Below are 22,829 nucleotides of genomic sequence, written 5' to 3'. Positions count from 1 at the left end.
GATGACAAGCAAGAACGCACGTCTCGCTGCAGGCGGCCGCATTGATCGCAGCATCTCCTGGCGATTCACCGTGGACGGTCAGGAGTTCGTTGGCCACCCCGGCGACACCATTGCTTCTGCCCTGCTGGCCAACGGCCGCATTAACGCAGGCAACTCCCTCTACGAGGACCGTCCGCGCGGCATCATGTCCGCCGGCGTCGAAGAGTCCAACGCCTTGGTCAAGATCGCGCCGCGGTTCCCCGGCCACGTGGCAGAATCCATGCTCCCCGCCACAGCCGTTTCCTTGGTGGACGGGATGAACGTGGAGTTCCTCTCCGGCCTGGGAAAGCTGGACCCTGCCGAGGACAAGGCTGAGTACGACAAGAAGTACGTCCACACCGACGTCTTGGTAGTCGGTGGCGGGGTTGCCGGCCTGGCAGCTGCACGGGAAGCCGTGCGCACGGGTGCCCGGGTTATCCTCATCGACGACCAGCCCGAATTGGGCGGCTCCCTGCTCTCCGGTTCCACCGCCGAGGGCCTTGCCGAAACCATCGAGGGCATGCCCGCATTGGAATGGGTAGCCGACGTCGAGTCCGAGCTCGTTTCCGCCGCTGAATGCACGGTCCTGAACCGAACCACGGCCTTCGGCTCCTACGATTCCAACTACTTCATCGCGGCGCAGAACCGCACCGACCACCTGGGCGTCCCCGCGGCGTCCGGTGTCTCCCGCCAGCGTATTTGGCACATCCGTGCCAAGCAGGTTGTCCTGGCCCCCGGAGCCCACGAGCGTCCTCTGGTCTTCGAGAACAACGACCGCCCGGGCATCATGCTCGCCTCGGCGGTGCGGACCTACCTCAACCGTTACGCGGTTGCAGCCGGATCGCGCGTCGTCATCAGCACCACCAACGACTCCGCTTACGCTCTTGCCGCGGACTTGTTGGCTGCAAGCGTGTCGGTTGCCGCCGTCGTCGATGCCCGTCCGCAGATCAGCGCCGAAGCTGCTGCCGCCGTCGAGTCCGGTATCCGGGTCCTGATTGGCAGCGCGGTGGCGGACACCTCCGCGGATGCCAGCGGCCGCCTGGACGGCGTCACCGTCCGCAGTATTAACGACGACGGCGAACTCACCTCGGGCATCGAAAAGTTGGCTGCCGATCTGCTGGCAGTCTCCGGTGGTTGGAGCCCGGTGGTCCACCTCCACAGCCAGCGCCAAGGCAAGCTCCGTTGGGATGACGGGCTCGCGGCGTTCGTTCCCGCGAAGCCGGTCCGCGACCAGCAGGTGGTGGGCTCGGGCCGCGGGAGCTTCGAACTCCAGGACTGCTTGGCGGAAGGCATCTCCGCAGGAGCGGCCGCGTCCATCGCCGCTGGTTTCGAGTCCGCGACCACCCCCGTTGAACTTCCGGCGCCGGTGGCGAGCGCCCCGACCCGTCAACTCTGGCTGGTGCCCGGCCAAACCGGTGAACCGGGCGAATGGCACCAGCACTTCGTCGATTTCCAGCGCGACCAGACCGTAGCCGACGTCCTCCGCTCCACCGGAGCGGGAATGCGCTCGGTGGAGCACGTCAAGCGGTACACCTCCATCAGCACCGCCAATGACCAAGGCAAAACCTCCGGCGTCAACGCGATCGGCGTCATCGCCGCCGCGCTGAAGTACGGCGGAGCGGACGCTGTCCCCGGGATCGGTGAAATCGGCACTACGGCTTACCGTGCGCCGTTCACACCCGTGGCCTTCGCTGCCTTGGCCGGCCGGCAGCGCGGTGAACTGTTCGACCCCGCCCGCGTAACTTCCATCCACCCGTGGCACGTCGCCCAGGGCGCCCTGTTCGAGGACGTTGGACAGTGGAGGCGCCCCTGGTACTACCCCCAAGGTGGGGAAGACATGGACACTGCGGTCCTGCGTGAGTGCGCCGCAGTCCGGGAATCCGTTGGCTTCATGGACGCCACCACCTTGGGCAAGATCGAGATCCGCGGCAAGGACGCGGGGGAGTTCCTGAACCGCGTCTACACCAACGCCTTCAAGAAGTTGGCTCCCGGCTCCGCCCGCTACGGCGTCATGTGCACGCTCGATGGCATGATCTTCGACGACGGCGTCACGCTCCGCTTGGACGAGGACCGCTACTTCATGACCACCACCACCGGCGGTGCTGCCAAGGTACTGGACTGGTTGGAGGAATGGCACCAGACCGAATGGCCGGGTTTGGATGTGGTCTTCACGTCCGTGACAGAGCAGTGGACCACTATCGCCGTCGTCGGCCCGAAGTCCCGTGCGGTGATCGCAAAGGTGTCCCCGCAGCTTGCCGGGAATGGCGGGCTGGACACTGAGGCCTTCCCGTTCATGACGTTCCGCGAGACCACGTTGGCCTCCGGAGTGCAGGCGCGGATCTGCCGCATCTCCTTCTCGGGTGAGCTCGCCTACGAAATCAACGTTCCGTCCTGGTACGGCTTGAACACCTGGGAGGCAGTCGCCGCCGCCGGTGCCGAGTTCAACATCACGCCCTACGGCACGGAAACCATGCACGTTCTCCGCGCCGAAAAGGGGTACCCAATCGTCGGGCAGGACACCGACGGCACGGTGACTCCACAGGACGCCGGAATGGAATGGATCGTCTCCAAGGCCAAGGACTTCATCGGGAAGCGTTCGTACCTCCGGGCCGACGCCAGCCGGGAGGACCGCAAGCACCTGGTGAGCGTCCTGCCAGTGGACCACTCGTTGAGGTTGCCCGAAGGTACCCAGCTTGTGGAGAAGGGCATTCCGGTCAACCCGGCCTACGGACCGGTTCCCATGGAAGGCTTCGTGACCTCGAGTTACCACAGCGCCGCGTTGGGCCGTTCGTTCGGCTTGGCCCTGATTCACAATGGCCGCAACCGCATCGGCGAGACCTTGGTGGCCTCGTTGGGAGACCAATTGGTGGACGTGGTTGTTGGCGAAACCGTACTTTTCGATGTTGAAGGGACCCGCAAAGATGGCTGAAACAGCAACACCAGCAGAAACCGCAAACGTCGACCATGTCAGGGCGGCGCGGCGCAGCCCCGGCCAGCACCTGGCTGACGCCTTCGCCTCCGGTTCAGTGCCCGGCACTGTGACGCTCACCGAGATTCCGTACCAAACCATGGTGGGTATCCGGGTAGGCAGGGAGTCCGACGGCGGTGCGCGCGTGGCGTCGCTGACCGGCGGCTTGCCGGCCGCGTGCGGTGAGGTAACGGGCGCAGGTTCAATCAACGCACTGTGGCTCGGCCCGGCCGAGTTCTTGGTTGTGGCGCCGGAAGAGACCCACGATTCATTGGGTGGTTCCCTGGTTGCCGACCTGACCGCGGCGCTGGGCAGTGAACCCGGCCAGGTGGTGGACCTCTCCGCTAACCGGACCACGTATGAACTCTCGGGCAGCCGGGCACGCGCAGTCCTTGAGAAGACCTGCTCCTTGGACTTGCACCCGCGGGTCTTCAAGGCCGGAACTGCTCTGGCCACTGAGCTGGCGCACATCCCCGTGTTGCTGTGGAAGACAGGCGAGGAGAGCTACCGGATCTTCCCGCGGGCATCCTTTGCCGACTTCCTGGGACGCTGGATCCTTGACGCCATGCGGGAGTACGCCTCGCCCGAGGTCCCCTGATGGCATTGAGTGTGCTTGACCTGTTTTCTGTTGGCATCGGGCCGTCGTCCTCCCACACGGTGGGCCCGATGCGGGCGGCAAAGCAGTTCACGGATGGCCTTGAATCGTCGGGCCAGCTCTCGGCAACGGTGCGCGTCCAGGCTGAGCTCTTCGGCTCGCTGGGCGCCACCGGCCGGGGCCACGGCTCGGACAAGGCCGTGGTGCTCGGGCTGCAAGGCGAATCACCCGAGACAGTGGACACGCGGACAGCTGATGACCAGGTGGCAGCAGCAGCCCTCGGCGCCGAGCTGCACCTCGGTGGCGATCATAGGGTGGACTTCAACTGGGACGAGGACGTTGTGCTGCATCGCCGCAAATCGCTCCCCGCCCACCCTAACGGCATGACTTTCCGGGCATTGGACCACACGGGCGCAGTTTTGCGCGAGCGCAGCTACTACTCCATCGGGGGCGGCTTCGTGGTGGACGGCGATGCCTCCGGAGCCGACAAAGTAGTAGCCGATGACACCGTGCTTCCTTACCCCTTCACCACCGCCGACGAGCTCCTGGGCATCTGCGAGCGCGAAGGCAAGTCCATCTCGGACATCATGTTGGCCAACGAACTCGTGTGGCGATCCGAGGACGAGCTTCGCGAAAAGTTACTGGGCATTTGGGCCGTGATGCGTGAATGCGTGGACAACGGCTGCTCGGCCGAGGGAATCCTCCCGGGAGGTTTGAAGGTGAGGCGACGGGCGCCGTCGTTGTTTAAGACCCTGGCTGCCACTGACGCAGACCTGAAGGGTGCAGGATCAGCCGACCCGTTGCTCGCCATGGAGTGGGTGAACCTGTTCGCTTTGGCGGTCAACGAGGAAAATGCGGCGGGCGGCAGGATTGTCACCGCACCCACCAATGGGGCTGCGGGCATCGTTCCGGCTGTCCTGCACTATTACATGAAGTTCGTTCCGGGAGCCAACGACGACGGCGTTGTTCGCTTCCTGCTCGCGGCTGCCGCCGTCGGGATTCTGTTCAAGATCAACGCCTCCATTTCAGGTGCCGAGGTGGGCTGCCAGGGCGAGGTGGGTTCTGCCTGTTCCATGGCCGCCGCTGGTCTCTGCGAGGTGCTGGGCGGAACGCCCGAGCAAGTGGAGAACGCGGCAGAAGTGGGCATTGAGCACAATCTTGGCTTGACGTGCGACCCCGTGGGCGGGTTGGTTCAGATCCCGTGCATCGAGCGCAACGCCATTGCCAGCGTGAAGGCGATCAATGCGGCCCGTCTTGCCTTGCACGGAGACGGCAGCCACAAGGTGTCCCTGGACAAAGCCATCAAGACCATGCGCGAGACAGGCGCAGACATGAAAACCAAGTACAAAGAGACCTCCCGTGGAGGCCTCGCCGTCAACGTAGTGGAGTGCTAGCCATGACTGCCATCCAAACTGAAACTACTGCTGTTTCGCCGGACACCACGGTGGAGCATGTGCTCACCCTTGACTGTCCCGAAGGCCCAGGGATTGTGCATGCGGTGTCCGGCTTCCTGCTGGAGCACGGCTGCGACATCATCGACAACAAGCAGTTCGGCGACCGCGCAGAAGGCCACTTCTTCATGCGCGTGCACTTCGCGTCCGCCGGTGATTCGTCCACACTGGATGAATTGCGGAATGCTTTCGCTCCGGTGGCCGAAAAGTACGGCATGTCGTGGCAGCTGGAACGCCAGGGCTACAAGCGCAAAGTGCTGATCATGGTGTCTAAGTTCGGGCACTGCCTCAACGATCTCCTGTTCCGTGCCCGGATCGGCGAGCTGCCCATTGATGTGGTGGGGGTGGTGTCGAACCACACCGATCACCACGGGATTGTGGAGTGGCACGGGATTCCGTTCTTCCACGTGCCGGTCACGGCCGCCACGAAGCCCGCAGCCGAGGGGCGCCTCTTGGAGATTATTGACGAACTGGACGTGGAGCTCATTGTGCTGGCACGGTACATGCAGGTCCTCAGCGATCACCTGGCCCGGAAGCTCGACGGCCGTGCGATCAACATCCATCACTCATTCCTGCCCAGCTTCAAGGGTGCCAAGCCTTACCACCAGGCTTACGCGCGGGGAGTGAAAACCGTAGGCGCCACGGCGCATTACGTGAACGGCGAGCTGGATGAAGGACCCATCATCGCCCAGCAGGTGGTGGAGGTGGACCACACCTTCGGACCGGATGACCTGGTGGCCGCCGGACGGGATACCGAGTGCAAGGCGCTGAGCAACGCGGTTCGCTGGCACTGCGAGGGCCGGATCATCCTGAACGGGAACCGTACGATCGTGCTGAAGTAGGCCCCTCAGGACCTACAGCCGCGCCAACTTCGTTGCCAGGTGGAGTCCGGCCAGCCGGCCGGTCCCCCTGGGGTCGCCCCCACAGAGCTCGAAGATCTTCTGCAGCCTGTGGTGCATGGACTGCCGCTCCAGGTGCAGTTCGCGCGCCGCCTGGGCAGTGTTGCACCCGGTATCCAGCCACACTGTCAGCGTGCGGAGGAGCTCGGACCGCCTCAGCCGGTCATGTTCGACGACGGCCCCCAGCTGACGCTGAACGAACGCGCCCCGGGAGGCAACGTCCAGGTGTTCCCCTGCAAGCCGCTCCACGGCGTAGGCTTCGGCGTCCACCAGGCTGCCTTCGTCCACGGCCATGTCAAGGCTGCGGCGGGCTTCAGCCAGGGACCACGGTGCCTCATCGATGCCATTGCCAAGGGGGCCCACGGCTATGGCTGATCCAGCGGGCAACGCCAAACCCCGCAGCCCCACCACCAAGGCAGCGCGTGTCGATGCGCCACCGCTGAGTGAGGCAAGCGCGATCAGCTCCGCGTTGTTGGCATAACTGGCACTGTGGGACACGACTTCGCGCATCAACGCATCCAAACCGGCTCGAAGATGCCCGGCCCGTGCAGACCGGATCACCACGGCAGCGACGGGCCCATCAACCGAAAAACCCGACGCCGGCCCCAGTTGCCGGAGTTGCCACGTTTGGCTGCCCGAATTGATGGCGCGCATCAACTCAATGCCAGCCAATTCCTTCAATCCCGGCGGCATCCGTTGCAACAGGGCCAGGCCAAGGATGTCCACGGACCTCTCGCCTGCCACGCGCGCAAGGCCGCTGTCGCCGTCGTCGGGCACTTCCAACTCGAGGCGGGCGGCCAGCACGCCGCGGACCGGGACATCGACGGTGGTGACCGTCCCGCCCGCGCCGGGTCCAGCGGCCGCCCCGAGGGTAATGCCCGACGGCGAGACGAGCCTCGTGCCAGCCCCCGTGGTTTCCGCCAAGACAGCCAGCAGTTGATCCAGCCCGCCGCCGTGGGCCAGCTCGGCGGCCATGGCATGGCTTGCCTGATCGCCGCGCTGGAGATGCTCCACGGACTCGCTGACCAGGAGTGAGTTGATTTCCTGCATGACGGCAACGAACGGGACAACGTGACGGAGCTCGATGATCGGCAGCCCCGCGGACTGGGCGACCTCCAACATTTCGGCGGGGATGGCCGGCAGGGCTGGGCCGGTCTCCAGAGCCAAGGCCGCGATGCCCCGGCCGGCCAGCCCCCGGACATACTCGACGCGGCGTTCCGCCGGTTGACCCGCGAGCGCTTGGCCCCCGCTCAGGAGCAGTTCCCCGCCACGCAGCAGCGGCGCGATGTCCAAGACCTCGCTGGAGTGAACCCAACGGACGGCCCTTGTAAGGGCGCCGTCTGCCGCGGACATGATGCGGGGATCCGCACCTTTGAGGGTTTCGCTTTTCAGGGCTTGCCCAAGCAGAATTGTCATGACACTCCGTAAGATGTGAACGGTATTTCTTTAGACACATCGTATCTTGTTGCTGTGATCTGGGGCACATAGCCTTAGGGGGTCCCTTTCAAATACGGAGGCTCTCCCCATGCAAGACAACCTCTCTCCTGCGCCACCAAATTCTTCCCAAGACAACCCAGCCCAGTCAGGTCCGGCAACGGCGTCGGGCCATGACAGCGAAGCCTGGCTCCAACCCATCCCCGAATCAGACCGCACCCGCAAGGTCTCCGGCCAGTTCTGGATATGGGCGGGGGCCAACCTCGCGCCCATCAACTGGGTGCTCGGGGCGCTCGGAATCAACCTCGGACTCGGGTTCGCGGACACCGTGACCGTCCTGGTCCTGGGAAACCTGATCGGCATGCTGCTGTTCGGCTGCTTCGTGCTCCTGGGGCAAAAGACCGGCGCCACCGGCATGGTCCTGGCGCGTGCGGCGTTCGGGCGTCGCGGCAATTACTTGCCGGCTGCCATCCAGGCGCTTCTGGTGATCGGCTGGTGTGCCGTCAACACGTGGATCATCCTGGACTTGGTCATGGCCCTTTTCGGAACGCTCGGCTGGGTGGATCCCACCGCCCACAACTACGCCTGGAAGATCGGCGTCGCCACGGTGATCATGGCAGCACAGGTGGCGATCGCCTGGTTCGGCTACAAGGCCATTGCCGCCTTTGAGAAGTGGACGGTTCCGCCAACCATCATCATCCTTGCCGTGATGTCGGCCGTCGCGTGGTTCGGCATGAAAATCGACTGGGGCTACCCCGGCCCTGCCGGACACATCCTGGCAGGACCTGACCGGATTGCCGCAATGAGCGCCGTGATGACCGCCATTGGAATCGGTTGGGGCATCACCTGGTTCACCTACGCAGCAGACTACTCACGCTTTGTGAGTACCTCGGTTCCCAAACGCAAGGTCTACCTCGCATCTGTTCTGGGCCAATTCATTCCCGTTGTATGGCTCGGTGTCCTCGGCGCAAGCCTTGCAACGAACAGCGGCGAGATTGATCCCGGCAAACTGATCGTGCAAAACTTCGGCGCCATGGCACTGCCCGTGCTCCTCCTTGTACTGCACGGCCCAATCGCCACGAACATCCTCAACATCTACACCTTTTCGGTGGCCACGCAGGCGCTGGATATCAACATCAACCGCCGCAAGCTCAACCTCTTCGTGGGCGTCTTCTCGCTTCTTGCTGTGGTGTTCTTCATCTTCCAGGAAGACTTCGCCTCCGTACTGGATGCTTGGCTGATCGGGCTCGTCGCCTGGGTAGCTGCGTGGGGAGGCATCATGCTGGTGCACTACTTCTGGCTTGAGAAGCGCTGGCCCGCCAAGGTCGACCGGCTCTTTGATCCGATCGGTACCCGCCGGCTCCCCGTCGTCAACTGGGCAGGAATCACCTCCCTGATCCTCGGCATCTTCGCCACCTGGCTGTTCATGTATGGGCTGATTCCCATCATGCAAGGCCCCATCGCGGTGGCTTTGGGCGGCTGGGACCTCTCATGGCTGGCCGGCGGACTCACCAGCGCCGGAGCCTACGCACTCCTCGGGCCGCGGGCCCACCGGAAGTTCCTGCTTGCCGATGCGAACCACGTTTCAGTCACACAGCCAACGCCGGCAACATCTGGCTCACCGGCTGTTCCGGAAAGGACCACAGCATGAACCAGCCCGCATTCGCCGATTCGCTCCATCCGGTCGTATGGCCGGAAGGCTTCAAAGCCGCAGCCTCCTTCACCTTCGACGTCGATGCCGAGTCCTGCACCATCGCCCATGATCCGGCAAGCACGCGGCGGATGTCCCTCATGAGCCACCAGTCGTACGGGCCCAAAATCGCCGTGCCGCGCCTCCTCCAGATCCTGGACCGCCAGGACATCAAGGGAACATTCTTCGTTCCCGGGTTCACGGCTGACAGCTACCCCGATGTCGTCCGCAGGATCGCGGACGCCGGGCATGAGATCGCCCACCACGGCTACCTCCATGAGCCCATGCAGGGAATTGATGCGGCCACCGAAGCCAACTACCTCGATCGCGGCCTGGAGGCGCTCGCCCGTGTGGCCGGCGTGCGGCCGGTAGGTTACCGGGCACCCTGGTGGGAACTGAACTGGCAGTCCCCGGCCCTGTTGGCGGACCGCGGCTTCCTCTACGATTCAAGCCTGCTCGACGGCGATGCCCCTTACCGAATGACGGTCGCCGAAGACGACTCCCGGGACATCGTGGAGATTCCTGTCGACTGGGCATTGGACGACTGGGAGCAGTACGCGTTCTACCCCGGCGTAAGCGGCAGCGGCGTGATCGAGAGCCCGGCCAAGGCTTTGGAAATGTGGACCCTGGAGGCCCAAGCCCACCACGCCCAAGGCAGTTGCTTCGTACTGACCAACCATCCGTTTATCTCCGGTAGGCCGTCACGTGCGGTGGCCCTGGAACAACTGATCGAGCGGGTGAAAGACCTTGAAGGAATGTGGGTCACCACGTTGGCGGCGATCGCCGGGCATACCAAGTCCACTGTGCAGGAAGTTCACACGCACGCCCGGATCGATGTGCCGCTGTTCCCGGGCGCCGGAGCAACATTCCGCCCGGCCCAAGTCAGCGCTCCCTCACTGCTCTAACCCATCCGGGCTTTAGCCAGTCGCGGCGTGGATCCACGCACCAATGATCCACGTACTCGCCGCGGCGCAGGCAAGGCCAAACTCCACCAGTATTCCGACGCCGGTGGCCTTCAGCGCCGCACCGCTCGACCGGAGCGCAGCCCGGAAGTCACGGGTGCGTTGGGCTTCGCTGAGCAACAAACCAAGGGCGAGACCAATGAAGAGGCCCAGCACCGGAATCACAAACATGCCCACCACCGCCAGCGCAACACCGATCAGCACCGACCTGTTCGGAACGCCGTGCTGCTTGAGCCTGCGCCCAGTCAAGACAGCGCTTGAAGCCATCCCGGCAACCACAAACACCATGCCCACTGCGAAGACAATCCAGCCTAGTGGGCCGGCACCGCCCCATATGGCCCAAGCCAACAGGCTCGCGCCGATGAGCATGCTGCCTGGCAGGACAGGGATGATGACTCCGGCCACGCCCACCGCAATGGCCAGGCCACACAAGACTGTCACCGCGAGTTCGGCATTCATGGGCCCAGTCTACGGTCGGGAAAGGCTGGTTCTGTTCTTCAGCAAGGACCACGGCGACGCTCCCCAGCACGGGAGGCGTCGCCGTCGTCGGTCTTGCTTGACGCGTTAAGCGTCCGCCGCCGAGGCGGCTGCGGCGACCGCAGCGGTGACGGCGGGTGCCACACGGGCATCCAGCGGGCTGGGCACGATGTAATCCGCGGACAGGTCTTCGCCAGCCAGCTCAGCAATGGCGTTGGCGGCAGCGATCTTCATGGCCTGGGTAATACGACGGGCGCCAGCGTCCAACGCGCCGCGGAAAATGCCGGGGAAGGCGAGGACATTGTTGATCTGGTTCGGGAAGTCACTCCGGCCCGTGGCAACGACGGCTGCGTACTTCTGCGCGACCTCGGGAAGAACTTCCGGGTCCGGGTTGGACAGGGCGAACACGATCGACTGATCGTTCATCAGCTTCAGGTGCGCTTCATCGACCTTGGAGGAGGAAACGCCTACGAAGACGTCGGCCCCCGTGAGGCCTTCCCCGGGGCCACCGCTCACGCTGCGGGGGTTGGTGCGCTGGGCCATCCGGGCCTTCACACTGTGCGGATCGGCAACGAGGTCCGCGCGCTCGGCGTTGACCACACCCTTGGAGTCGAGCAGGATCACGTCCTTGATTCCAACAGCAAGCATGATTTCTGCGATGGCGATGCCTGCGGCACCTGCGCCGGAGACTACAACCTTCAAGCCGGCCAGCTCACGCTTGGTCACCTTGGCGGCGTTGGTCAGGGCTGCGAGAACCACGACGGCGGTGCCGTGCTGGTCATCATGCATGACAGGGCAGTCGAGTGCTTCGATGAGCCGCTCTTCGAGTTCAAAGCAGCGGGGTGCGGAGATGTCCTCGAGGTTTACCGCACCGAAGCTCGGGCGGAGGCGTACCAAAGTCTCGATGATCTCGTCGACGTCGGTGGTGTTCAGAACCAACGGGATGGAGTCCAGGTCGCCAAAAGACTTGAACAGGGCGGACTTGCCTTCCATGACTGGCAAGGAAGCGCTGGGGCCGATGTTGCCAAGGCCCAAAACGGCGGTGCCATCGCTGACCACCACAACAAGGCGCTCTGCCCAGGTGTGTGTGCGGGCAAGTTCGGGGTTGGCGTGGATGGCGCGGCTGACTTGGGCCACGCCGGGGGTGTACGCAATGGAAAGGTCACGCTTGTTATTCAGCGGAACGGTGCTGGAAATACTGAGCTTGCCGCCTACGTGGGCTGCGAAAATCTCTTCCTCGCTCAGTACCAGGGCGTCATTATCAGTTGCAATTGTCTCGATGGACACGTCTTTGTCTCCTCAGGCTAGCCGTGGACCCACGGCATGATTCGGGCAGGAACAGAACTGCGGTAGCGGGCCAAGGGTGACTGGCCCGGCGTTGCTTCTGCAGATAAGGGGGCTGCTAGCCGCTTCGGTGTCTCCAGCCTAAGGAGTTGCAACGGGGACAAGATTCAATACCAACAGAGATGATTCGAGAGTAAAACGATAAACCATCGGTCAGTGTGACGTGCTTCATGCAGGTTTCGGTAGGTGCGAACCCCGGCGCTAGCCGGCGGTCAGCAGCGTGCAGGCCTTCTTCAGGTCCTTCTCGGCTTCGAACAGCGAAAGCCGGCGGCAGCGGACAGCCTGGACCAAACCGCTGACCAGATGTAGCAAGATTCGGGCCCTGACGGCGTCGTTGGCGGTGTCCTTACTCAGGGAGCCGACCGCTTCGACGGACAGTGCGTCGATCTCCCGGAGCAACTGGGTAGTGTCCTCGTCCCTGCCTGCGGGGCGGATCAAACAATGTTCAACACCGGGTTGCATGACCCTCAGGTGGAAGATCTCCATCATCACACCGGCAAGGTCATGGCCCTTACCCACTCGCTTGCGCAACCCGTCCCGCAATTCGCGCAGTTGTTGCCGGTACACGGCCAGCATCAGGTGGGCAGTGGAGGGAAAGTATCGGTACAGCGTGCCAAGCGGAACGTCCGCCCGTGAAGCGACATCGGAGAGGCTTAGCGTGTCGAATTGACGTTGGGCAAATCCCGCCGCGGTCTTCAAGATGCGGGCATAGCGCAATTGCTGTCGCGGCGTGGTGGGCGCGGCAGCCATGCGGGGCAAGCCCGTGGTCAGATCAAGGGAGTACGGTTCCAGTGAGTTCGGTGCGGTCATTTCCGGCGATCTTTTGGCAAGCTGACAAGGAAGCGGCCTGCTCGGTCCCAATGGACAGGGCTGGCCGATCGCATCCATGATACGGGAGCAAAGTGACCGTTTCCTGAGAGCAGCCAGGTCGGTCCGGCCATTGGCCATGCCGCTGCCCGCGATCGCTACGTGCCCCACATACACTTCATGAAGACTTGACCCCAACCACGCCACCCCCTAGGGAGCCATTCCGGGTTTATCCCTGGCTGGTTGGATACGCACAGGAGGAACAGCATGGGAACACTTCGACGCCGGATGGCAGCCGCGCTTCTCACGGCGGTCGTCACTGCCATGGCAATCAGCCCATTGCCGGCGTCGGCGGCGCCCAGCGGTCCCGATCCCGTGGTTACGGGTACCGCGATCGTGGGCCAGACGCTGGGCACCGTGATCGGCCCCTACACCTTCTATGGCTGCGGCGGCGGAACAGGACCGGACTTCACCATTTACTGGACGCGCGACGGGTTCCTGGTGGCGGGTGAAACCGGCCGCACTTACGTACTCCGGCCCGGTGACGCAGGCTCCCGCATGGCTGTCCACGTGTCTGCCAGCAGAACAGCGTGCAGCGCCGAAACAATCAACAGCGCCGAAACCAGCCCTGTCGGAGCAGCTAACCGGGCGAGCGGCTTTACCGGGCGGGCCTTCGAACTCTTGGCCCGCGGAACTGACGGCACCCTGTCCCTGTTCGGCCGGACCGGCAAAGCGTGGGACGCCCCACGCACCGTGGGATGGGGGTGGAACGGTTTCAACCTTGTGTTCTCGCCCGGTGATTTCAACGGCGACGGGAAGAGCGACCTGATCGCACGCGATGCTTCGGGGGTCCTCTACCTGTATCCCGGAGACGGAACGGGCGGATGGAAACCGGCGCAAGTCATCGGCACAGGGTGGGACGTTTTCGACTCCATCGTGGGTCCGGGCGACTTCAACGGCGACGGGTACAACGACATTCTCGCCCGCGGAAAAGACGGCACTCTCTACCTGTACCCCGGAAATGGTGCCGGGGGCTGGTTGCCCCGCACCGTCGTCGGAACCGGTTGGGATGTCATGGACGCCATCCTGACTCCGGGGGACTTCAACGGGGACGGGAAGGTCGATGTGCTGGCGCGTGACCGAAATGGATATCTGTACTTTTACGGCGGCAACGGTGCCGGCGGTTGGACCCGGTCCTGGTTGATCGGTACCGGATGGGGTGCCCTGAGGTTCCTCGGGGCAGCCGGTGACTTCAACGGCGACGGCTTTGCGGACGTCTATGGCGTTGACGCCCAAGGCCGCTTGGTGAGCTACTACAGCGACGGGCGTACGGGCTGGAAGGGCTCTGAGGTCGTGGGCGACGGATGGGGCGGATTCACAGCAATCTTTTAGCAAAATCCCAGCCGCGGTACCATTAATCGCACAAAGTCTGGGGAGGACACCATGAAAGCTCCATCACGCCCGACGTCCGCTGTGCGCCGGGTCTTGGGAACTGCCGCTGCCGTTATGGCCGCCGTTGTCACCGCCGTCGCATCTTCCGCCGCTCCCGCAATGGCGACGATGAACCCGCAACCCCCGGTGATTCATGGCTCCCCTTTTGTCGGTTCCACGCTGACCGTTGAAATCGAACCGGGCTCCTTCAGTGGCTGCGGCGCTGCTGCCGGGCCGGACTACAGCATCTACTGGACACGCGACGGCGTCACCGTTTCCCGGCAGTGGCCGAACTACGTCGTCACGGAGGATGACCGGGGAGCAACAATTGTCGCCCACCTCGTGGCCAGCCAAAACGGTTGCGACCCCGTCGAGGTCGCCAGCGCAGAAACCGCACCTATCTCTGCCTCCAACCGGGCCAACGGTTTCACTGGCCGGGGTGCGTTCGAATTGCTGGCCCGACGCCAAGACGGCACCCTGCTGATGTACGCACGGGTGGGCGGCAACTGGGAGTCTCCCCGCACCATCGGACCCGGCTGGAATGGATTCACCACCATCCTCTCCCCCGGTGACTTCAACGGCGACGGCACCAATGACATCCTGGCGCGCGATTCGGCGGGCCGCTTGTTCCTTTACGCGGGAACCGGCGACGGTGGTTTCCAGACCGGCCGCCAGGTAGGCAGCGGCTGGAACAGCTTCACGTCGATCGTTTCACCGGGCGACTTTGACGGCGACGGCAACAACGACGTCCTGGCCCGTGATGCCAACGGCGTGCTCTACCTCTACCCGGGCGATGGACACGGCGGGTGGCTCACCCGTTCCGTGGTGGGCACGGGATGGAATGTGGCTAATCAAGTGGTCACTCCGGGCGACTTCAACGGTGACAACACCGTAGATGTCCTCGGCAGGGACACGTCCGGCAACCTGCGCCTCTACCGTGGCAATGGTTCCGGCGGCTGGGGCGGCATGAGCGTCATCGGCCAAGGCTGGGGTGGCATGTCCACCATTGGCGCGGCCGGCGATATCGATGGAAACGGGAATGTGGACGTCTACGCAGTGGACGGTTCCGGCCAGTTGCTCGCTTACTACGGCGACGGCGACGGCGGTTGGAACGGGTCCGCGGTGATCGGCTGGGGCTGGGGCGGATTCAACGGGATCTTCTAGTTCCGCACCCGATTCCGGTTGTTTTCTGAGCGTGGGACGCACCGGGTTGGAAATATTCTCAGGTAATTCCCAGATTTCATTTCCTTAGCTGTACTCTCAAGTCATTTATACTCGCCGGCCATTCTGGCCGACCTGACTTGGGGGAATCCTTGGAGAGCACTTCACCTCGCCGCGTCCGCGGCCTGCTTGCCACTTTGATGGCGAGCATCGTCGTGGTTGCGGGCCTCAGCGCCGCATCTCCTGCGACTGCCGACGACACCTTAGCGCCCGCGAGACTCGTAGGTGCCGCGTTGCCGGCGCAGGCTGCCACGGGCGGGGCTGCCCCTTCCCGGTATGTCTTCATCAACTTCGCACCTGCACTACGGGGGGACGCAAGCGTGGGAGGACTCCTGACGATCGATGTGTCTCAGACCAGGGCTTTCGTCTCTCCTGCAGGTGGAACGCCGTCGATCTCGTATTCGTGGACGCGGGACGGCGCCGTCATACCAGGAGTGACTGGACGGACGTATCGGCCGACGGCGTCTGATCTGGGCCACGTGGTGGCCGGTAACCTCACGGTTACTTACGACTCCGTGTCACAGACCACCGTCCAAGCAGCCAACCCCCTGAGGATCGCTGCAACCGCCCGCGAACGGGGCTTCAATGGAGATGGCACCATGGATATCTTCGCGCGCGATTCCTCGGGCAGGTTGCTGCTGTACCCCACCGACGGTCACGGTAACTGGCAACCTACCCAAGTCATCGGTTGGGGCTGGAACGGCTTCAACTTGCTGGTTTCTCCCGGTGACTTCGACGGCGACGGCACCGTGGATGTGATGGCGCGCGACAACCAAGGCCGGCTCTTCCTCTACCAAGGAAACGGTTCGGGTGGGTGGAAACAGACCTTCCAGATCGGGCAGGGCTGGCAGGGGTTCGCAGACCTGATCGCACCCGGGGACTTCAACGGTGACGGCACCAATGACATCATCGCCAAGGACTTCGGCGGGAATATCTTCCTCTACCCAGGTGATGGCCACGGCGGCTGGCTCGCACCACAGAAGATCGGCCAGGGTTGGAACGGCTTCGACGCCGTTGGTGCAGGCCATTTCCTGAACACGCCGGATCTGGTGGTCTTAGCGCGGGACAACGCAGGAAGCATCGGCGCCCACACCGGGCACCGCAACGGCTGGTTTGAGGATTATGGCGCCCCAGGCAGCTACGCCGGAAACATCGGCTGGGGGTGGGAGTATGTGGCTCGCTTCGGAGTGGCCGGGGACTTCAACGGCGACGGCGAACCTGACCTCTACGGCATCGACAGGGCCGGCCGGATGACGATGTACCTCGGGGACACCAGCGGCTATTCGACCGCTGGAATCTACGGCTACCGGTGGAAGGGCTCACCGGTAGTCGGCTGGGGCTGGGGCGCCTTCACCGCCGTCTTCTAGGCCTATCCGTACCAGCCCTAGTCAACGCTCTTGATCTTCACCACGAACACCGCCCCCAACAGGCCTATGACCGCGGCGGCTATGTACAGGGAGACATAGCCGCCCCAGTACGTGACGAACGGGAAGGCAATGAGCGGGGCGATCACCTGTGGCAGCGAGTTGGCGATATTGATCACGCCCAGGTCGCGGGCGCGGTCCGCCGCCGTCGGAAGGACCTGGGTGATGAGCGCGAAATCCACGGCGAGGTAGGCCCCAAAGCCGATGCCGAGGACCACCGCGCCGGTCAGACCGCCCGCCCACGTGGGCGCAAACGCCAAGATGAGGGAGGCGACGGCGATGATGACGGATGACGCTATCACCAACGGTTTCCGCTTCCCCATCCTGTCGCTCAGCCGTCCCCCCAGCACGCTGGTGATGATCACCGTGATGGCATAGAGCCCCGTGAGGATAAGAACACCGAACGCGGGATCAATGTTCTCTGTTTCCCGCAGGTGCACGGCATCGATGAGGAAAAAGAGCAGGTACAGCGTGATCATGTGGTTTCCGGTGCTCACCAACAGTCGGGTCATCCAAGCCCAGCCGAAGTCCGGGTAGCGGGCCGGGGATATCCAGAACCCTTTGGCGAACGCCCCAAGCCTAAAGGTAGGGTGCGCAGTCAGGGGGAGTTGGGGATCGTCGTTTTTGAAAAGATACAGAACGACGCCGGCCAGCAAGGCAGCGGCGCAGAGCCAGTAACCTGCGGCGAAGTTTCCAGCAACGACGGCGGCAATCACCGCGCCGAGCAGGATGCCGACGGTCTGTCCCATGGCGGCCAGACCTCCCACGGTTCCGCGCTGAGGCACGGGGACGCGGTCCGGCACAGCGGCCGTGATGGCCGCGTACATGGCATTGGCTCCTGCCTGGACCAGGCACCACAGAACTGTCATGACGGCCACGTTCGGAGCGCCTGCCAGCGCAACGAGCGCCGTCGCTCCCAGAATGGCGCCGACAACGACCCAGGGAACCCGACGGCCAAAGCGGGAAGCGGTCCGGTCGCTGAACGCCCCGAACAACGGGTTTGCCACCAGGGAAACTACTGCACCGCAGCCGGTAACCAAGGCCAGGATCGCTTCCTTCTGCCCCTCATCGAAGTGGGCAGCCTGCTGGCCCAGGAGCACTTGCAACGGCCCAAAGAATGCCGCGTTGATACCCAGGTTCACCAGGACGACGCCGGTGATCCACACCGCCCGGACTTTTTCTACTGGTTCCAGGAGCGCCGAAGCGGGCCCATGACCGGGCTCGAACGGATGTGGTTCCGGCACGTCGGACTGGCTCATTGCTGGTTTCCCCCTATGTTCGACGATCCCGAACCATTCAATGACTGCACCCAGCCTAGCGGTGCGGCAGTGCGCCCCATTTAGTGAGCCCTCTTCGGCGACCTTCCTCCGACGTCGTAGGCCTTCTGAAAAAGAATTAAGTACTTCCGGGAATCAAACTGGCATTAGGATAGTTACTGAAAGCAACTATCGTGCTTATTCCCCTCCCTGCCACCTTGGAGTAGATATGTCCAAATCCACGCCCGTCAGGGCCGCTGGTGAAGTGCTGACCCATCGTCAGACGCTCACCGTCATGGTAGGACTCATGCTCGGCATGTTCCTGTCATCCCTGGACCAGACCATCGTGTCCACGTCCATTTACACCATCGCCAACGACCTTGACGGATTGTCCCTCCAGGCGTGGGCCACCACCGCGTACCTCATCACCTCGACCGTCAGCACTCCGCTGTACGGCAAGCTCAGCGACATCTTCGGACGACGCCCGCTGTACCTCACGGCCATCGTGATTTTCCTTGCCGGCTCCCTCTACGCCGGCTCGGTCCACTCCATGACCGAACTGGCCGTGGCCCGCGGCATCCAAGGCCTTGGCGCCGGTGGCCTGCTGGCTCTGGCCCTGACCATCATCGGCGACATCGTCGCGCTGAAGGACCGGGCCAAGTACCAGGGCTACTTCATGTCTGTCTTCGGTGTCTCCTCCGTTTTGGGCCCTGTGATTGGCGGTGCCTTCGCTGGTGCTTCCAATATCCTGGGCTTCGATGGCTGGCGCTGGGTCTTCTTCATCAACCTGCCCATCGGCTTGGCGGCACTCGTGGTGGTCTTCCTCCACCTCCATCTGCCTGCCCGGCACGTCAAGCAAAAGATCGATTACTGGGGCGCGGCTGCCATCACCTTGGCCATCGTCCCCCTCCTCCTGGTCGCCGAACAGGGCCGCACATGGGGCTGGTCCTCTGGTGGTTCATGGCTTTGCTACGGACTCGGCGTCGTAGGCATTGTGGCGTTCCTGCTGATCGAACGCGGTGCGGGCGACTACGCATTGATCCCCTTGCGCCTCTTCAAGAACGTGACCTTCGGGTTGTCGTCCCTGTTGAACTTCATCATCGGCGTGGGCATGTTCGGCGCTATCGCCATGCTGCCCATGTACTTGCAACTGGTTAAGGGGCTTACCCCCACCCAGGCAGGCCTGATGATGATCACGTTCACTGTCGGAATCCTGTTCGGCTCCATTACTGCCGGGCGGACCATCTCCTCTTCGGGCGTTTACAGGGTCTTCCCGATCCTGGGCACCGCGATACTGGCAAGTGCGGCCGGCGTTATGGGCTTGGTCCTCGGAGTAGATACAGGCCTGTGGGTTCCCGGGCTGATCGCTGTGTTCTTTGGTGTGGGCCTTGGCTTCTGCATGCAGCCGCTCACCCTCGCGATGCAGGTCTCCGTGCCGCCGAAGGACATGGGAGTAGGTACGTCCACGGCCGCGTTCTTCCGGTCCATGGGCGGAGCAGTAGGCACGGCAGTGTTCATTTCCATGCTGTTCAGCACGGCTGCGGACAAGATCGCCAACGGCATGAAGACTGCAGCAGCCAGCCCGGACTACCTGGCTGTCATGCATGATCCGGCAGTCGCGTCCGATCCCGCCAACGCGAAGCTGTTTGCTTTCTTCAAGAACGGTGCCAGCAACGATTCCTTGAACGACACGAGCTGGCTGCACTCGGCAAACAGCACGCTCACCCGGCCGATTACAGAGGGCTTTGCCCAGTCGATCGACGTCGTCATGCTCACCGCTGCCGGCCTGATGATCGTCGCATTCCTGATCAGCTTCGCGTTGCCCAACAAGAAGCTGACGGACCCGAAGGCTGCGGCCAAGGACTCCGTCCCGGCCCACTAGGGAATCAGCACAAAGGGTTTTCATCCCTGAACAAAGCGGCAGGCGGCCTACGGGCCGCCTGCCGCTTCTTCGTTGGTTCCGCGTGACTGGCAGTTGGTGGAACTCCATGCCACACTGTGTAGCGCGAGTGCGCCGGCATCCCAGCCGGAGCAGCCAATGACGTCCCGCAGCCGCTTCCACAAGACCAGCATCAGGGAGTTCCATTGTCCAAACCCAGTACCGAAGCCACTGCGCACGTTTCCCGGAAAGTGATCGGCTTGGCAGTCGCCGGTGCAGTGGGCGGCTTCCTTTTTGGCTTCGATTCTTCCGTGGTCAATGGGGCCGTGGATGCTATGAAAGCCCAGTTCGCCCTTGGCGAGGCGGTGACAGGTTTTGCTGTTGCCGTCGCTTTGCTCGGTTGCGCAGTTGGCGCGTACACGGCCGGTCGGGTGGCAGACCGCTACGGTCGCATCCCCGCCATGAAGCTTGGCGCGGTCCTCTTCTTGGTGAGCGCGGTAGGCACAGGGCTTTCCTTCGGCGTGTGGGACCTCATCTTCTGGAGATTGGTGGGTGGCTTAGGCATCGGGCTCGCGTCCGTGATCGCCCCCGCGTACATCTCCGAGATTTCCCCGCGCCACGTCCGTGGGCGGCTGGCCTCGCTCCAGCAGCTCGCCATCACCACAGGCATCTTCGCGGCGCTGCTGTCCGACGCCGTTCTGTCCAACTCCGCGGGTGGGGCAGGGTCAGAGTTTTGGTTGGGCATTGAGGCCTGGCGATGGATGTTCATCGCTTGCGCTGTGCCCGCAGCGGTCTACGGGTTGATCGCCTTCCGCCTTCCGGAATCCCCGCACTTCCTCGTCCTCAACGGCAAGGAGGACAACGCCCGGGAGGTTTTCGAGCGCCTCATTCCCGGTGACGACGTCGAGCGCCACATCCGCGAAATCCGTGAGTCCATTCAAGAAGACAAGCTCTCCAGCAGGAAAGGCTCCCTGCGGGGCAAGCGGTTCGGCCTGCAACCGGTGGTTTGGATCGGCATCATCCTGTCCGTCCTGCAGCAGTTCGTTGGGATCAACGTCATCTTCTACTACTCCACTACATTGTGGAAAGCCGTGGGCTTCCATGAGAAGGACTCGTTGACGATCTCTGTTGCCACATCGATCACCAACATCCTGGTGACGCTCGTGGCCATCGCCCTGGTGGACCGCGTGGGCCGCAGGCCCATCCTGCTCACGGGATCCATCGGCATGGCTCTTTCCCTTGGCGTGATGGCTTTGGCATTTTCATCAGCAACCGGTTCGGGAGCCAACATCAGCCTGCCCGGCGGTTGGGGCCCGGCCGCCCTGATTGCAGCCAACGTGTTCGTGGTGAGCTTTGGCGCGTCCTGGGGCCCGCTCGTTTGGGTGCTTCTTGGCGAGATTTTCCCCTCGCGCATCCGTGCCCGCGCTTTGGGCTTGGCGGCTGCCGCCCAATGGATCGCCAACTTCGCCGTCACACTCAGCTTCCCCGTGATGGCAGCAGGTTCGCTGCCCCTCACGTACGCCATGTACGCAGCGTTTGCAGCGGCGTCGTTCTTCTTTGTGATGTTCAAGGTCCCCGAAACGAACGGCATGTCATTGGAACAAGCCGAGACCTTATTCGTCCCTAAAGGCCGTAACGTCCCACCCCTGCCGACCACCGCCGGCGACTCCCACTAGAAAGCGCAGAGCGCGCTGCGAGATGGATCTCACAACGCGCTCTGCCGCTACTTGGTGGGGGTTTACACGAGATGCGGCTCGTGCGACTTCAGATAGCTCCGGCCCCCGAAAGCGATGAGGATCGCCACCACCATGGCAACTGCGCCGGCGAAGAACGGGACCTGCGGGCCGAAGTGCTCACCAAGCTGCGCCGCCATGAACGGGGCCAGCGCGCCACCCATCCAGCGCACGAAGTTGTAACCGGCCGAGGCAATGGGGCGGGGTGAATCCGAGACACCCATGGCAAGTTCGGTGAAGATCGTGTTGTTGATCCCCAGCAGGGCGCCGGCCGCAATGACAAGCACGACGACGGCGGGCACCGAGTGCCCCGCTGCCAGGCCCAGCCCGATCAGGTCCAGCATGAGCACCGCAAGCGTTCCCGTCAGGACTTTGACCGCCCCGAAGCGCTTTTGGAGCGCAGGAGCCACAAACACCGAGAACACAGCAACGGCCACGCCCCAACCGAAGAACACTCCCCCGATGCCGTAGGCGTCCATGCCCAGGATGAAGGGCGTGAAGGCCAAGATGGTGAAGAAGCCGTAGTTGTAGAACAAGGCACTGGCGGCGGTGGTACGCAGGCCCTTGTGGCCGAGGGCAAGGAGCGGGTCACGCAGACGCGATTTGGTAGCGGGTGCGGGAGTTTTGGGGAGCAACGCGAGGAGCGCGATGAAGGCCGCAGCCATCAAAGCAGCGGTTCCAAAAAACGGTGCACGCCACTGCCATCCACCCAACAGCGCGCCCAGCAGCGGGCCGAGTGAAATGCCCAAGCCAAGCGCTGCCTCGTAGAGGATGATCGCGGTTCCCGTACCACCGCTGGCCACTCCGACAATCACGGCCAGGGCCGTTGCTACGAACAGGGCGTTGCCGAGGCCCCAGCCGGCGCGGAAGCCCACCAGTTGCCCGACGCTGCCGGACAAACCGGACAAGGACGCGAACACCACGATGATCACCAGGCCGATCAGCAGCGTCTTCTTGCCTCCGATCCGGGAGGAGACGAAGCCACTGATCAACATGGCTACTGCTGTAACCAGGAAGTAGCTGGTAAACAGGAGCGAGACCTGGCTGGTGGAAGCCTGGAGGTTCTTGGCGATGGCCGGGAGGATGGGGTCCACAAGCCCAATGCCCATGAACGCGAAGACGGCGGCGAGGGCAGTTGCCCACACCGCCTTGGGCTGCTTAAGGAACGAGGCTTTTTCGGCCTCAAGGGTGGATCCGGCGCTTGCTGAGGCGTCAGCCAGCTGGCGTGACATGAAAGGCT

The 22,829-nt window shown here is 63.4% G+C and carries 17 protein-coding genes; 11 read left to right on the top strand and 6 right to left on the bottom strand.

The window, feature by feature from the left end:
- Nucleotide 1: 1 nt before the first annotated feature.
- From QRN04_RS04780 to purU, 4 genes are read left to right on the top strand one after another with little or no spacing between them, the layout of a single operon-like run.
- Nucleotides 2-2,947, top strand: a complete 2,946-nt coding sequence (locus QRN04_RS04780; protein WP_284975015.1) for a 2Fe-2S iron-sulfur cluster-binding protein — start codon at nt 2-4, stop codon at nt 2,945-2,947.
- Complete coding sequence (locus QRN04_RS04775) at nt 2,940-3,584, top strand: sarcosine oxidase subunit gamma (protein ID WP_284975014.1); 645 nt, start codon at nt 2,940-2,942, stop codon at nt 3,582-3,584. Before QRN04_RS04780 ends, QRN04_RS04775 begins: the two co-directional genes overlap by 8 nt.
- Complete coding sequence (locus tag QRN04_RS04770; RefSeq protein WP_284975013.1) at nt 3,584-4,975, top strand: L-serine ammonia-lyase; 1,392 nt, start codon at nt 3,584-3,586, stop codon at nt 4,973-4,975. The genes QRN04_RS04775 and QRN04_RS04770 overlap by 1 nt, the downstream gene beginning before the upstream one ends.
- 2 nt (nt 4,976-4,977) lie before the next feature.
- Nucleotides 4,978-5,874, top strand: a complete 897-nt coding sequence (purU, locus tag QRN04_RS04765) for a formyltetrahydrofolate deformylase (protein WP_284975012.1) — start codon at nt 4,978-4,980, stop codon at nt 5,872-5,874.
- Between the two features lie 12 nt (nt 5,875-5,886).
- On the opposite strand, the gene QRN04_RS04760 is transcribed toward purU, so the two are convergent.
- The gene (locus QRN04_RS04760; RefSeq protein ID WP_284975011.1) at nt 5,887-7,347 is read right to left on the bottom strand and encodes a PucR family transcriptional regulator; all 1,461 of its coding nucleotides are present in this window, start codon (nt 7,345-7,347) and stop codon (nt 5,887-5,889) included.
- Nucleotides 7,348-7,456: 109 nt separating this feature from the next.
- On the opposite strand from QRN04_RS04760, the gene QRN04_RS04755 reads away from it, so the two are divergent.
- Nucleotides 7,457-9,016, top strand: coding sequence for a purine-cytosine permease family protein (locus tag QRN04_RS04755; RefSeq protein WP_284975010.1), 1,560 nt, complete (start codon nt 7,457-7,459; stop codon nt 9,014-9,016).
- Nucleotides 9,013-9,960 carry a polysaccharide deacetylase family protein gene (locus QRN04_RS04750; RefSeq protein WP_284975009.1) on the top strand — a complete coding sequence of 316 codons (948 nt, stop codon included), beginning with the start codon at nt 9,013-9,015 and terminating at the stop codon, nt 9,958-9,960. Before QRN04_RS04755 ends, QRN04_RS04750 begins: the two co-directional genes overlap by 4 nt.
- A gap of 12 nt (nt 9,961-9,972) precedes the next feature.
- On the opposite strand, the gene QRN04_RS04745 is transcribed toward QRN04_RS04750, so the two are convergent.
- The 3 genes from QRN04_RS04745 to QRN04_RS04735 all read right to left on the bottom strand — a co-directional run bounded on the left by QRN04_RS04745 (nt 9,973) and on the right by QRN04_RS04735 (nt 12,648).
- On the bottom strand, nt 9,973-10,476 hold the full coding sequence (locus QRN04_RS04745) for a DUF456 domain-containing protein (protein ID WP_284975008.1): 504 nt from the start codon (nt 10,474-10,476) through the stop codon (nt 9,973-9,975).
- Nucleotides 10,477-10,581: 105 nt separating this feature from the next.
- Complete coding sequence (locus QRN04_RS04740; RefSeq protein WP_284975007.1) at nt 10,582-11,781, bottom strand: NAD(P)-dependent malic enzyme; 1,200 nt, start codon at nt 11,779-11,781, stop codon at nt 10,582-10,584.
- Between the two features lie 258 nt (nt 11,782-12,039).
- Nucleotides 12,040-12,648 (bottom strand): TetR/AcrR family transcriptional regulator, encoded by a 609-nt coding sequence (locus tag QRN04_RS04735; protein WP_284975006.1) that lies wholly within the window; start codon nt 12,646-12,648, stop codon nt 12,040-12,042.
- 264 nt (nt 12,649-12,912) lie between these two features.
- Here QRN04_RS04735 and QRN04_RS04730 point away from each other — a divergent pair, with 264 nt between their 5' ends.
- The 3 genes from QRN04_RS04730 (at nt 12,913) to QRN04_RS04720 (ending at nt 16,664) form a co-directional block, all read left to right on the top strand.
- Nucleotides 12,913-14,037: an FG-GAP repeat domain-containing protein gene (locus QRN04_RS04730; protein ID WP_284975005.1), complete on the top strand. Its 1,125-nt coding sequence runs from the start codon at nt 12,913-12,915 to the stop codon at nt 14,035-14,037.
- A 51-nt stretch (nt 14,038-14,088) separates the two neighbouring features.
- On the top strand, nt 14,089-15,240 hold the full coding sequence (locus tag QRN04_RS04725) for an FG-GAP-like repeat-containing protein (RefSeq protein ID WP_284975004.1): 1,152 nt from the start codon (nt 14,089-14,091) through the stop codon (nt 15,238-15,240).
- A 149-nt stretch (nt 15,241-15,389) separates the two neighbouring features.
- On the top strand, nt 15,390-16,664 hold the full coding sequence (locus tag QRN04_RS04720) for an FG-GAP-like repeat-containing protein (protein WP_284975003.1): 1,275 nt from the start codon (nt 15,390-15,392) through the stop codon (nt 16,662-16,664).
- Nucleotides 16,665-16,681: 17 nt separating this feature from the next.
- Here QRN04_RS04720 and QRN04_RS04715 read toward each other — a convergent pair whose 3' ends face one another.
- Nucleotides 16,682-17,980: an MFS transporter gene (locus QRN04_RS04715; RefSeq protein ID WP_284975002.1), complete on the bottom strand. Its 1,299-nt coding sequence runs from the start codon at nt 17,978-17,980 to the stop codon at nt 16,682-16,684.
- Nucleotides 17,981-18,206: 226 nt separating this feature from the next.
- On the opposite strand from QRN04_RS04715, the gene QRN04_RS04710 reads away from it, so the two are divergent.
- Together QRN04_RS04710 and QRN04_RS04705 are read left to right on the top strand one after the other, a co-directional pair.
- Entirely contained in the window at nt 18,207-19,859 is a 1,653-nt protein-coding gene (locus tag QRN04_RS04710; RefSeq protein ID WP_284975001.1) for an MDR family MFS transporter, read from the top strand.
- A gap of 203 nt (nt 19,860-20,062) precedes the next feature.
- Nucleotides 20,063-21,532 (top strand): sugar porter family MFS transporter, encoded by a 1,470-nt coding sequence (locus QRN04_RS04705; RefSeq protein ID WP_284975000.1) that lies wholly within the window; start codon nt 20,063-20,065, stop codon nt 21,530-21,532.
- Between the two features lie 62 nt (nt 21,533-21,594).
- Here the strand turns inward: QRN04_RS04705 and QRN04_RS04700 are convergent, their stop codons facing one another.
- Nucleotides 21,595-22,821, bottom strand: coding sequence for an MFS transporter (locus QRN04_RS04700; RefSeq protein WP_284974999.1), 1,227 nt, complete (start codon nt 22,819-22,821; stop codon nt 21,595-21,597).
- Nucleotides 22,822-22,829: the final 8 nt, after the last annotated feature.

It is taken from the genome of Arthrobacter sp. efr-133-TYG-104, from assembly GCF_030208915.1.
Taxonomy (GTDB): domain Bacteria; phylum Actinomycetota; class Actinomycetes; order Actinomycetales; family Micrococcaceae; genus Arthrobacter.
Note: the sequence above shows the minus strand (reverse complement) of the source record. Positions and strands in the feature narration are given on the sequence as shown.